This window comes from Streptomyces sp. NPDC127595 (genome assembly GCF_042671685.1).
Lineage (GTDB): Bacteria > Actinomycetota > Actinomycetes > Streptomycetales > Streptomycetaceae > Streptomyces.
The window spans coordinates 536,648-548,692 of record NZ_JBHXWK010000001.1 but is presented as its reverse complement, the minus strand read 5'-3'; the positions used below and the strand labels follow the sequence as shown (position 1 = coordinate 548,692).

The following is a 12,045-nucleotide window of genomic DNA, read 5'->3' as shown; positions in this document are numbered from 1 at the left end:
TCGGGGTGGTCGGTGCCCAGAACCCGCTCGCGGTCGATGAGAGTGGCCTCGTAGAGGGGGATGGCGCGGGCCAGGTCCCCGCCAGCCTGATAGGCGCCCGCGAGGTTGTTGCGGGAGGCGAGGGTGTCGGGGTGGTCGGTGCCCAGAACCCGCTCGCGGTCGATGAGAGTGGCCTCGTAGAGGGGGATGGCGCGGGCCAGGTCCCCCGCCGATTCGTAGGCGTAGGCGAGGTTGTTGCAGGAGGTGAGGGTTTCGCGGTGGTCGGTGCCGAATAGTCGTTCGGCTGTTGCCATGGAGCGCTCGTGGTACGTGATCGCTTGAGCGACCTGGCCTTGGCCGTTTAGGAACACAGCGGTCTCGTTGAGGACAAAGTGAATGTCTGAGGTGTCTTGCGCTGGGTCAGTCAGGTTGATAAGGGCTTCGATGTGGGGGAGTAGGGTTCGCCATCGTGGCCATCCGGCGACATGGGTGGACGGATCTTCGGGTAGCGCACGGTTGAGTACAGCAGTGGCGTGCTGGCGAGCGTGGTCGATAAGTTCCGGGGTTCGGTGCGGGTCGGCTTGTGGTCCGGTGCTGGCATCGGGGGTGCGGGCCACGGCTTGCACGAGGCGGTGGGTGCTTATGTCCTGTGGGGTGAGGGTGATCATGCTGTAGCTGTGCAGAAGTCCTAGGGCCTCTTCGATGGCCAGTGGATCGTCTGCGTCGGCGGCTTCTAGGAGATCGCGCGGGACATGGTCGGGGGCGAGGAATGCCAGGGTGCGCAGTAGGTCCACGGCGAGCGGGGTGGTGGCGCTGATGGTGTCCAGGGTGATGCGCCAGATCCGGGCGAGAGTGCGGGCGTGGGTGCCGCCTCCGGGCGGGGTGGCGAACATCCGTGCGGGATAGCGCGTGAGGTGGGTGAGGTAGCGGGCGTGGGTGGTCTGGTTGTGCTGGATGTAGGCGGCGGCCTGTTCCAGCGCCAGGGGTAGAAACCCCAGTTCCTTGGCGAGTTTTCCGGCGTTGCGCCGGCCTTCGTCGCTGTTCTCGCCAGTGATGCGGGTCAGGAGGTCTATGGCTGCTTGGGGGGTGAGGACGTCTAGGCGCAAGGGTTCGGGGGTGAGGTGGTGCCAGCCGGTGGCGCGACGGGTGGTGATGAGGTGGTGGCCGCCGGGGAGTTGGCCGATGAGCGGGGCGACGTGGTCGGGATTCTCCGCATTGTCGAAGATCAGCAGCCAACCGGGGTACGCCTGGAGCCAGGCCCTGGCCCATTCCGCGTGCATGGGGATGGTGATGCTGGGGATGTCGCGGGCCGGGTACACGCGGACGGCCAGTTCCGCCAGCCCCGCCTCAATCGTCTCGGAAGTTGACGCGGTGAGCCACCACACGGCCGTGTGTTCGGCGCGCTGGTCGTGTGCGTAGTGGAGTGCGAGAGTGGTTTTACCGACACCTCCCAGGCCATGGACGGCCTGGGTCACCACACCCGTGCTCGTCTGCATCCGCTCCCGCAGTTCCGTCATCGCTTCCTCGCGTCCGAGGAAGAGCGGGCTGGCCGGCTCGGGAAGATTGTTCAACCCCGGTGGTACCGCGACTTCCGCAGGTGCAATCAACGCTTCTTTCGGCAGGTTGATGGTGTCGCCGGTGTGGACATCACCGATGGTGTGAGCGGCGACCGACCGCTCACCGAACGCCCCGATGCGCAACGGTGCTGATTCGGGTTGGGTCACCTTGGTGTGCCGGGGGTGGTGTCGCCGGTGTGGATGTTGCCGTGGATGGTGTGAGCGGCAACCGCGCGTTCGCCCGATGCGATGATGGAGATCCCGCCGCGCTGAGCCAGTTCCCCTACCGCGGTGGCCAGTTCGGGATCTGCCACCAGGGCTTTCTTGATCTGCACCCGTAGCGCGGCCTGGAGGTCGGAGTCGTCTGGTGCGCCGACGAGATCATCCACAGCGGTTGCCACGGCCGTCTCCTCCTCGCTGCGATCTGCGGCGTCACGGCGCAGGATGCGCTGGATGATCCGCTGCCCCAGGGACACGCTGGCCTCCGCGCCTGCGTCATTGACCCGGGTGAGTACCGCCGCACCGAAGCTCTGCACGGCGGCCACGATGTACGGCGAAATCTGACTTGCCACCACGACCGCATCCACTGACGTTCCCCTGTTCTTATCGCACGCCCGTGAGCACCTGACTCGCCACTCATGGTGCCAGCGGAAGACCAGGCAAGGGGCGCCCGTGCGGGTAACTACGTCCAAAACGCGCACAGTTAGTGCCGTGGGGTGGCCTTCTGAGCGGTGATGCGGTAGGCGAGTTGAGCCCGGTCCGCAGGGGCGTGCAGCTCTTCGAGGATGAGAGGGCGGCCGTCGGCGTTCGCTGTGACGCGGTAGGTGACCAGGATCGGGCCTGTGTCGGCCATGCGGAGGGCGGCGCGTTCGTCGGGCAGCGGGCTGCGGGCGGTGACGAACTCGGTCCACGTGAGGGTGTGCCCGGCGGCGGTGAGCGCTGCGTAGATCGCGGCCGGTTCGGTGTCCGGTGACTTGGCCAACTCGGGTACGTCGTGGGCGATATCGAACGGGATTACCGTGCGGTGCATGGCGCGGGCGCCTGTGGCGGGGTCCGTCAGCAGCCGTTCCGCGATGAACACGGCCTCTTCGTCACGCTCCAGCAGCTGGCCGGTGACTCCCGTCGCGTGGTCCCGTGTGACAGCTGGGAACTCGGCTTCTACGGCTTCCCATCCGGTCGTGTAGCGCTTGCCGGTGCGGGTGATCGTTCGGTCGATGACGGTGGTCGGCACGTCGATCGCGCGCACGAACGTCCCCTGTCCGTGGCGGCTCTCCGTCAGTCCCATGGCCCGCAGCTCAGCGACCGCCGCGCGCACGGTCGGCCGTGAGACCCCGTAGCGCTTCATGAGCTGTGTCTCGCTCGGCAGCACGCTGCCAGGGGAGTACTCGCCTGCCGTGATGGCCTCGGCGAGACGGCCTGCTAGCTGCCGGTACATCGCGTCCGGTCGAACAAGATCGTCGTCCGGCATGGCTGGCTCCCCCTGGGCGTCGCCCGGATCGATTGTCAGTGCCCTGCGCTATGCGGACGTCCATCCCGCACTCGTCAGGATAAGCGCTTGCCAACTTTGGGCATCCTCGGGCATGCTCGCACTCATCAGAACAAGTCGCAGTTGCAAATTAATGTGGCCTGTTGAGTCCGACCAGAGAGGGTGTGAGTGCCTATGCAGAACATCCCGGTGGATGTGTCAAGGCTGGGTACGTTGTTATGCGTGGTCCCTCCGGAACCGCGCGTCAATCAGGAGACGGGAGAGATTCGCAAGGATCGCGATGGCAACTCGATCTACGTCGTCGGTGTGTCCGTACGGCAGCTGGCCACCCGGCGGGCCGAAGTGATCGATGTCGCGGTCCCCGGTGAGCCTGCGGGCCTGGCGGAGGGCGTGCGGGTGCAGGTGGCCGACCTGGTGGCGGTGGCCTGGGAGATCGACGGCCGCAAGGGGACATCCTTCCGCGCCTCGGCTGTCGTCCCGGCTGCTCCGGCTCCGGCTTCGGGCGCGCCCGTGGGGCGGGGCAAGTCGGCGGGCGGTGAGCCGTGACCGACATAGATCCTGACTGGGACTGGGAAGCCCTGTTCGACCGGCTGACCAGTCTGGCCACGCTCGCGCACATCATCGACTCCTGCCCGATGGACGCCAGGACACGGCGGGTCTCGCTGGCACGGATGGCCAAGGACACGGAAGAGGCCTCGCGGATGGCGGCTTTCATTCTCGCTCGCGAGGGTGGTGAGCCGTCATGACCGCGAAGGGCACCGACCCGGTACGGCGTCTGATGCGTGATCTTCGGGTGCTGTCGGGCTGTGACGCTCTGCTGACCGCGCTGCCCGACGGCCAGTCCGTGGATGACGTACTGCTCCTGATCATCCGTCATGCCGAATCGACTGCCGAGCATGCCCGGCAAGTTCTGATAGTTCGTCAGGAGCGGCGGCGGGGGCGGCAGGGGGGTGAGCGGTGATGCCGTGGGAACTGGTGATCTGGATCATCTCGGCCGTGCTGTGCCTGGGGCTGTTGTCTCAGAGGTGGTGGGAACCGCGCCTGCCGGTCTGGCTGCAACGAGGCAGGGGCGGCCCGTGGCGTTGGTATCTCTTCGGTTTTCCGGTGGTGGTGTGCCGGATGCTGTTCACCTGGCGTCGGCTGTGCCAGAACGCGGACCTGGCGGTTGCCCGGCGACCGCGTTACACCGTCATCGGCCGTGACGCGATGGTCAAGGGCTCCGCGCTGCGGCCGGTTCCGCCCCGGCTCGGGGTGCCCCGGGCCATGCTGACCGGTCTGTCCGTGCGGGTGCATCTGCTTCCGGGACAGACCCCGGCGCTGTTCATCAGGAGCGCAGAGGCGTTCGTGCACGCGTGGCGGGTCCATGTGGTGCGGGTGATCTCCGTCAAGCGTGGTGAGGTGCTGATCATCGCCACGGCGCGTGACCCTCTTGCCGACAACACGGCGTGGCGGCGGTTCCCGGCTCCGCGTCTGCTGGCTGCCGTGGTCGGCCGGATGGGGGACGGATCGGCGTGGACCATCGACCTGCGGAAGGTGCCGCATTGGCTGGTGGCCGGTGCCACTCAGTCGGGGAAGTCCACGTTGCTGGCGTCCCTGGTGAGCGAACTCGGCGCGCAGCCCGTGGCCCTGGTGGGCATCGACTGCAAGGGCGGTATGGAGCTGGGGTTGTTCGCCCGACGGCTGTCGGCGCTGGCGACCAACCGGGGTGAGGCGCTGGCGCTGCTGGCTGCCCTGGTCGAAGAGGTAGAGGACCGGATGGCCGTGTGCCGGTCGGCCGGGGTGCGGTCCGTGTGGGAACTCGCTGACGGCGCGCGTCCGGTGCCGGTCGTGGTGGTCGTGGATGAGATCGCGGAGCTCTATCTGTCGGGCGGCTCGCTGGCCGGTCGCAAGGAGAGTCTGGAGTGCTCCACGCTCCTGCTGCGGCTGGCGCAGCTCGGTGCGGCGCTCGGCGTCTACCTGGTGGTGGCGGCACAGCGCTTCGGCTCCGAACTCGGCCCCGGCGCCACCGCGTTGCGCGCTCAGCTGGGCGGCCGGGTCTGCCACCGGGTCCATGACGAAGCAACGGCGGAAATGACGTGGGGTGACCTGTCGCCCGATGCCGTGATCGTTGCGCAGGCGATCACAGAGGACGAACGGGGGGTAGCGGTCACGACCATTGGTGGGCAGTGGACGCGGGCTCGCTCGCACCTGGTCACCCCGGACGGGGCGCAGCGCTACGCGGAGCGGAACGCTCACCTCACGCCGGACCTGCCCGCCCTCACGCGGGCCATGGGTCGGGGAGGTGATGCAGCGTGACGGTACTGGCATTCGGTATGACGGAAGAAGCTGCGCTGCCGCTGGCCTTCGTCTTCGGCCTGGCAACCGTGCTCCTCGTCAAGTCGCGGGACGTCGTGTGGTGGATGGCCGTACTGATCTTCCTGTTCGGCTTCTACGTCAGCCAGACGGCCGCGTTCTTCATGGTCGCTGAATTTGTGAACTGGGTGCTTACCCGGCTGATCGCGTGATCCGGCCCGATGGCCGCTGAGAGGTGAACGCGTGCCTCATCGCTTCATCCGCTGCCCGTACTGCCGTCGTGTCCGGCTGCGTACTCGCGCAGGACACCTGCGGCGCTGCCGCTGCTGCCGCGACCGTCGGCGCAAGCGCTGATCACATCCCGTACGCCGTGGCCTGAAAGGAGGTCCCGCGCATGGCCCGGTTCTTGAAGTTCCTCCTCATCATCGCCGCCCTGGGCGTCCTCGTCGGCATGTGCTCCGAGCACTCCTGACCTTCCACGCCTCAACTCCCCTAAGGAGCACCGTGCATCGCCCTCACCCGCACAGCCACGCCTGCGCAGTCCGTCTGACTGCCCGCACCGAAAGGTCACCGCCCCCTGCATGCAACTCACAACCGCTGACGCGCGGCGCTCCGCTCTTCACCGGGCGGAGCGTCTCCGCCGACTCTCCGACACCGAACGGGACTTGATACGCCTCGCCAATGAACCAGGCTTTCAACGCTGGCTCGAACAGATCAGAGCCACGGGAGGATGTGCCCACCCGATCTACCTCGCGGGCCACACGACCCTGGTCCACGCCGACACGGGGCAGGTGCTGCGCCACTACGACACCCACGCCGAGCCGGGTGGGCGACTGGCCATACGGTGCCGCAACCGCCGGGATTCGCGCTGCGCGCCGTGCTCGCGCCTCCACTCCGGCGACACGTTCCATCTCGTGCGCTCTGGCCTTTTGGGCGGCAAGAGCGTGCCTGTGACGGTGACCGCCCATCCCCGGCTGTTCGTCACCCTCACCGCTCCCTCGTTCGGCGCGGTCCACCGGGCTACTCCCGAGGGTGAGCGCTGCCGTCCTCGTCGCGATGGCGGCACCTGCGAGCATGGGCGGCCCCTCGGCTGCGGCCACGTCCACGCGGCGGACGATCCGGCAACAGGGCAACCGCTCTGCGCGGACTGCTACGACTACCCGTCCCACGTGCTGTGGCACGCGCATGCCGGGGAGCTGTGGAACAGGACGACCCGCGCGATCCGGCGTCACCTCGCCACGTCCGCCGGCATCCCCCAATCGAAGATCGGGGATCATCTGCGGCTGAGCTTCGCCAAGGTCACGGAGTACCAGCGGCGGGGCGCCGTGCACTTCCATGCCGTGATCCGCCTCGACGGACCCGACGGACCGACCGCGCCCCCGCCCGACTGGGCCAGTGCCGAACTCCTCGACGCTGCCGTGCGCTCTGCCGCGGCATCGGCGGAAGTCTCCATGCCCTACGTGCCCGGCCTCGGCGAATTGGTGTTCCGCTGGGGTGGGCAACTCGACGTGCATCCGATCCGGCGCGGCTTCGCCGATGACGGGCCGGTCACCGATCAGGCTGTCGCCGCGTACGTCGCAAAGTACGTCTCCAAAAGCGTCGGCGATGCGGGCGGCACGGACTACCCGGTCAGGTCGCCCGACGACATCGCGCTGTTGTCCGTCTCCGCACACATGCGCGCGCTCATGGGCACCTGCTGGCGCCTGGGACGGCTGCCCGGACTGGAACACCTACGCCTGCGCGCCTGGGCACACACCCTCGGCTACCGGGGCCACGTCCTCACCAAATCCCGCCGGTACTCCACCACGTACGAGGAGTTGCGGACCGCTCGCACCGCCCACCGTGCCGAGAGGTGTGGGCTTGCCGCCGATACAGGTCCGGCGACGGTTACCGACTCGGCTTGGCGCTACGTCGGAAGTGGTCACACCCTCGCAGAGGCGGAGATCGCGGCCGGAATCGCCGAAGACCTCATCCTGCTCCGGGAGATCAGACAGGAACTGGCCGCCGCTGAAAACCGCTGGACCGATGCGGCCTGACAGTGTTGTCGGCCGGTTCCATTGTCTCCGCACGGTGAAGGGCCGTCAGGAGGCTCTGAGCACCTGGCGTGTGACGACCGCGGGTCCGGATACGGCGGCTGCGGTCGCCCGGCTCCTCGGAGGGGAAGCGCGCGAAGCGCATCCTTCTGCCTGTGAGCCGTGGGAGATCATGACGCGGACAGCCGGGTTCCGGGCCGTGGTGGAGAACGCGAGCGGTTCGGATCTCACGTTCCGGCTGGCCGCCGACTACACGGCCGGAGTGTTCCACTACAGCTCGGTTCCGTGGCTGCTGTCGGAGATCATGGGCGGGACGGTGGACCTGCTCGCCGGGCTGGGGGGACCTTCTCTGTGTGACCTGCTGATTCGAGCTGTGGAGTTCACCACGAGAACCGGAACAACGGTGCGGTATCTCCTGCCGTCGTTGGCACTGGTCGGGAGTTGGGACGGCGGGATACAGCCGGAGTGAGGCTGACAGGGCCGTAAGTCTGGGCGGGTGGGTGGGGCATGGCGCTGGGCTCTCGGTGACGGGCGCGCCATGGCGGGGTTGCACGGGTGGGCGGGCGGGGCACGGCGGGGACTGTGCCGGGAGCGGGAGCGAGATCGTTTGTGTGCGGGCATGCGTGGGGACCGGCGGAGAGATGTCCCTCTGTCGGTCCCCTGGCATGTGTCGGTTGTTAGGCGGCCTCCTCCTGCAAGAGGCTGGCGCCGGTGATGCGGACGCGCTGCGGGGCACTGGCGGGATGGAGGGTCACGCGGACGTCATAGCCGGTGAGGATTTCCCGGCGGGCCGCGTCGTCGGGGGCGTCGTGCCACGCGTCGGCGATGGTCTGGCCGGTGGGCATCATGCGCATGGCGGGGGCCCCGTCGGGCAGTGCCCTGAGTTCGGTGATCTCGCGTCCCATGCGGGCGTACTCGGTGCGGAACCATGCCGCGTCGTCGTCGGCGTCGTACAGCCCTGCCGCTCGGTCCTCGCGCAGCCGCTTGCGGTCGTGTTCCAGCGCGGTGATGCGGGCGGCGTAGCCGGTGCCCGGGTCGTACTCCCGGCGCATCACCTGACCCGTGCCGTACCGGGCCAGGAACCACGTGGTGACCTCGGCGTCCAGCAGGTGACCGCGCATGGTGGGGGCGGGCTTGCAGTGCTGGGACGCGATGACGCCCATGAACCGGCCGTTGCACACATAGGTGGTGGTGTCCGCCTCCCCGCCGGTGACCTTGAGGCGGCGTCCGCACGTTCCGCAGTACGCCAGCCCCGACAGCAGCCGTGTCCCCTTCGGTGCCCTGCTGCCCCGGCGGGTGCGCTGCTGCTTCGGCGCGGTGGCCTTGACCAGCTCATCCCGGGTGGCTCGGTCCCACAGCGGCGGCGCCAGCCGTACCGGGTGCCCGTCCCTGCCGATGACCGGACGCCCCTGGTGCATCAGGAACCCTAGGGATGCCTCGCTGGTGAGGATGTTCCGGATCGCCGGACCGGTCCACGGCGTCCCCTTCTGCTCCCGCCCGTACATGACCGCCCGGTGATCACGTGGCGACGGAACCCCCGCCCGTGTCAGCCGCGCAGCCTCCGTGTATGTGGTGATCCTCCCCGTGGTGTCAGTCAGGATGCGCTCGGCAACCGTTCGGATGATCTCGGCGGCCACCGGGTCGACCTCCACATGATCCACCTTGCCCATCGGGACCAAGCGCACGTAGCGGTATCCATAGGGGTTCATCTGCTTCGGCTCACCCGCATCCCGGGCCCGGAGGGTCTCCTCCCGGTTGCGCTTCTGGATCGCCCGAAGCTCCATCTGTGCTCCGAAGCTCTCCATACTGAGCCTCATCTCGTCCGCCGGGTCGGTAAGGTCCCACGGGCCGTCATGCCCGTAGGTCACCAGCATGCGCCCTGCCTCGTGAATGGCGTACGCGGTGTTGAGGACATCACGCTGATTGCGCCCGATCCGGTCAACAGCCGCACCCACGATGCCCGCGTACGGGCCCATCTCCCCCCGCAGCCACGGACCAAGCCCCGGACGCGTCAACGGATCCGTAGCGCCACTGACCTCCCAGTCGTCGGCGAACGCAATCACGTGTCCGCCCACCGATGCCACCGCCGCCAACGACTGGTCAAGCTGCCGTTCCGGCGATGACGTCGCATCCGACTTCCGCGACAACCGACGCACCACTACCAGGCACTTCCCGCAGCCATCGAACTCCGTGGTGATCACGTCTTGCATGATGCCGACTCCGCTTCCGCACTACAGTGCGTTTAACGGAAGTCCCTGGACAGGCTCAAAGACCCTCCCCGTGTCATCGAACGCCGCACGGGGTTAAAGCTCCAGCCCGGCCAGCCGGAAATCCGCCCTCGGGCGTTCGCGGAGTAGGGCCAACGCAGACCCCTGTCGAGCCCGGGTCGCTCAGGAGATATCTTGATGTCGAGCAATGTTGCAGACGTGGAGCGGAGCACCCGGTGACTGACTCGACCATCATTTACACGCACACTGACGAGGCCCCGGCCCTGGCGACGTATTCGTTCCTGCCGGTGGTCCAGGCGTATGCCTCGCAGGCGGGTGTCACTGTGGAGACCCGTGACATCTCGCTGGCCGGGCGCATCATCGCCCTCTTCCCCGAGTTCCTGGAGGAGGGTCAGCGCATCCCTGACGCGCTCTCGGAGCTCGGTGAGCTGGCGAAGACGCCCGGGGCGAACATCATCAAGCTGCCGAACGTGTCGGCCTCGGTCCCTCAGCTCAAGGCGGCGGTCGCCGAGCTGCAGGAGCAGGGCTACGCGCTCCCGGACTACCCGGAGGACCCGAAGTCGGACGAGGAGCGCGACATCCGCGCCCGTTACGACAAGGTCAAGGGCAGCGCCGTGAACCCGGTGCTGCGCGAGGGCAACTCCGACCGCCGCGCCCCCGCGTCGGTCAAGAACTACGCGAAGACCCACCCGCACCGCATGGGCAAGTGGTCGTCCGAGTCGAAGACGAACGTCGCGACCATGGGCGTCGACGACTTCCGCTCCACCGAGAAGTCCACGGTGATCTCGGCGGCGGGCTCGCTGCGTATCGAGCTGGCCGGCGACGACGGCTCCACCACCGTGCTGCGTGAGTCCGTACCCGTACTCGCGGACGAGGTCGTGGACGCGTCCGTCCTGCACGTCGCGCCGCTGCGCGAGTTCCTCACGGCGCAGATCGCCCGTGCCAAGGCCGAGGGCGTGCTGTTCTCGGTGCACCTCAAGGCCACGATGATGAAGGTCTCGGACCCGATCATCTTCGGTCACGTCGTGCGCGCCTTCTTCCCGAGGACGTTCGCCAAGTACGGCGAGACCTTCGCCGCCGCCGGTCTGACCCCGAACGACGGTCTGGGCGGCATCTTCAAGGGCGTGGAGTCGCTGCCCGAGGCCGCCGAGATCAAGGCGTCCTTCGACGCCGAGCTCGCCGAGGGCCCGGAGCTGGCGATGGTCGACTCCGACAAGGGCATCACCAACCTGCACGTGCCGTCCGACGTGATCGTCGACGCGTCCATGCCGGCCATGATCCGTACCTCCGGCCACATGTGGGGCCCGGACGGCCAGGAGCAGGACACGCTCGCGGTCCTGCCGGACAGCAGCTACTCCGGCGTCTACCAGGTCGTCCTCGACGACTGCCGCGCCAACGGCGCCTTCGACCCGGCGACGATGGGCACCGTGCCGAACGTCGGTCTGATGGCGCAGAAGGCTGAGGAGTACGGCAGCCACGACAAGACCTTCGAGATCGCGACCACCGGTACGGTCCGCCTCGTCGACGAGGCCGGGAACGTCGTCCTGGAGCAGGCCGTCTCCGCCGGCGACATCTTCCGCGCCTGCCAGACCAAGGACGCCCCGATCAAGGACTGGGTGAAGCTGGCCGTCACCCGCGCCCGCGCCACCGGTGACCCGACGGTGTTCTGGCTGGACGAGACCCGCGCGCACGACGCGGTGATCATCGAGAAGGTCAAGCGCTACCTTCCGGAGCACGACACCGAGGGCCTGGACATCCGCATCCTGTCCCCCCGGGAGGCGACCAAGCTCTCCGTGGAGCGCATCCGCCGCGGTGAGAACACGATCTCCGTCACCGGCAACGTACTCCGTGACTACCTGACCGACCTGTTCCCGATCCTGGAGCTGGGCACCAGCGCCAAGATGCTCTCGATCGTCCCGCTGATGGCGGGCGGCGGCCTCTTCGAGACGGGCGCCGGCGGCTCCGCGCCGAAGCACGTGCAGCAGCTCGTCAAGGAGAACTACCTGCGCTGGGACAGCCTGGGCGAGTTCCTCGCGCTGGCGTCCAGCTTCGAGCACCTCGCGACGACCACGGGCAACGCGCGCGCCCAGGTCCTCGCCGACACCCTCGACCGTGCGACGGCGACCTTCCTCAACGAGGACAAGTCGCCGACCCGCCGCGTCGGCGGTATCGACAACCGCGGCAGCCACTTCTTCCTGTCCCTGTACTGGGCGCAGGAACTGGCGCAGCAGACCGACGACGCCGACCTCGCCAAGGCCTTCGGCGCGCTCGCCGAGACGCTGAGCGTGCAGGAGCAGACGATCGTCGACGAGCTGAACGCGGTCCAGGGCTCCCCCGCCGACATCGGCGGCTACTACCAGCCCGACCCCGCCAAGGCGGCCAAGATCATGCGCCCGTCGGCCACCTGGAACGACGCGCTCGCGACCCTCGCCTGACGCACCGTCCGCGGACCCCGGTCCGCGACCTGAGCC

At 68.1% G+C, this 12,045-nt stretch carries 13 protein-coding genes; 8 read left to right on the top strand and 5 right to left on the bottom strand.

The window, feature by feature from the left end; translation table 11 throughout:
• The 3 genes from ACFVKT_RS02385 to ACFVKT_RS02375 all read right to left on the bottom strand — a co-directional run.
• On the bottom strand, positions 1 to 1,703 hold a 1,703-nt coding region (locus tag ACFVKT_RS02385), incomplete at its 3' end, for a tetratricopeptide repeat protein (protein ID WP_385726686.1).
• Positions 1,700 to 2,122, bottom strand: a complete 423-nt coding sequence (locus tag ACFVKT_RS02380; RefSeq protein ID WP_385726684.1) for a hypothetical protein — start codon at positions 2,120 to 2,122, stop codon at positions 1,700 to 1,702. The genes ACFVKT_RS02385 and ACFVKT_RS02380, both read right to left, overlap by 4 nt.
• Before the next feature lie 116 nt (positions 2,123 to 2,238).
• A complete protein-coding gene (locus ACFVKT_RS02375) occupies positions 2,239 to 3,003 on the bottom strand; it encodes a GntR family transcriptional regulator (RefSeq protein WP_385726682.1) in 765 nt (254 codons plus the stop codon).
• 240 nt (positions 3,004 to 3,243) lie between these two features.
• Here ACFVKT_RS02375 and ACFVKT_RS02370 point away from each other — a divergent pair, with 240 nt between their 5' ends.
• Genes ACFVKT_RS02370 through ACFVKT_RS02350 form a run of 5 tightly spaced genes read left to right on the top strand, consistent with a single transcriptional unit; the run spans position 3,244 to position 5,525 of the window.
• The gene (locus ACFVKT_RS02370; protein ID WP_385726680.1) at positions 3,244 to 3,567 is read left to right on the top strand and encodes a hypothetical protein; all 324 of its coding nucleotides are present in this window, start codon (positions 3,244 to 3,246) and stop codon (positions 3,565 to 3,567) included.
• A complete protein-coding gene (locus ACFVKT_RS02365; RefSeq protein ID WP_385726678.1) occupies positions 3,564 to 3,767 on the top strand; it encodes a hypothetical protein in 204 nt (67 codons plus the stop codon). The genes ACFVKT_RS02370 and ACFVKT_RS02365 overlap by 4 nt, the downstream gene beginning before the upstream one ends.
• Positions 3,764 to 3,982, top strand: coding sequence for a hypothetical protein (locus ACFVKT_RS02360; RefSeq protein WP_385726676.1), 219 nt, complete (start codon positions 3,764 to 3,766; stop codon positions 3,980 to 3,982). The genes ACFVKT_RS02365 and ACFVKT_RS02360 overlap by 4 nt, the downstream gene beginning before the upstream one ends.
• Positions 3,982 to 5,316 carry an FtsK/SpoIIIE domain-containing protein gene (locus tag ACFVKT_RS02355; protein WP_385726675.1) on the top strand — a complete coding sequence of 445 codons (1,335 nt, stop codon included), beginning with the start codon at positions 3,982 to 3,984 and terminating at the stop codon, positions 5,314 to 5,316. Before ACFVKT_RS02360 ends, ACFVKT_RS02355 begins: the two co-directional genes overlap by 1 nt.
• A complete protein-coding gene (locus tag ACFVKT_RS02350) occupies positions 5,313 to 5,525 on the top strand; it encodes a hypothetical protein (protein ID WP_385726673.1) in 213 nt (70 codons plus the stop codon). The genes ACFVKT_RS02355 and ACFVKT_RS02350 overlap by 4 nt, the downstream gene beginning before the upstream one ends.
• Positions 5,526 to 5,569: 44 nt before the next feature.
• On the opposite strand, the gene ACFVKT_RS02345 is transcribed toward ACFVKT_RS02350, so the two are convergent.
• Positions 5,570 to 5,779, bottom strand: a complete 210-nt coding sequence (locus tag ACFVKT_RS02345) for a hypothetical protein (protein ID WP_385726671.1) — start codon at positions 5,777 to 5,779, stop codon at positions 5,570 to 5,572.
• 115 nt (positions 5,780 to 5,894) lie between these two features.
• Between ACFVKT_RS02345 and ACFVKT_RS02340 the strand changes: the two genes are divergently transcribed.
• Positions 5,895 to 7,349, top strand: a complete 1,455-nt coding sequence (locus ACFVKT_RS02340) for a replication initiator (RefSeq protein ID WP_385726670.1) — start codon at positions 5,895 to 5,897, stop codon at positions 7,347 to 7,349.
• A 169-nt stretch (positions 7,350 to 7,518) separates the two neighbouring features.
• Entirely contained in the window at positions 7,519 to 7,815 is a 297-nt protein-coding gene (locus tag ACFVKT_RS02335; protein ID WP_385726668.1) for a hypothetical protein, read from the top strand.
• 208 nt (positions 7,816 to 8,023) lie between these two features.
• On the opposite strand, the gene ACFVKT_RS02330 is transcribed toward ACFVKT_RS02335, so the two are convergent.
• Positions 8,024 to 9,556 carry a recombinase family protein gene (locus tag ACFVKT_RS02330; protein WP_385726666.1) on the bottom strand — a complete coding sequence of 511 codons (1,533 nt, stop codon included), beginning with the start codon at positions 9,554 to 9,556 and terminating at the stop codon, positions 8,024 to 8,026.
• Between the two features lie 233 nt (positions 9,557 to 9,789).
• On the opposite strand from ACFVKT_RS02330, the gene ACFVKT_RS02325 reads away from it, so the two are divergent.
• Positions 9,790 to 12,009, top strand: a complete 2,220-nt coding sequence (locus tag ACFVKT_RS02325; protein WP_385726664.1) for an NADP-dependent isocitrate dehydrogenase — start codon at positions 9,790 to 9,792, stop codon at positions 12,007 to 12,009.
• Positions 12,010 to 12,045 lie beyond the last annotated feature (36 nt).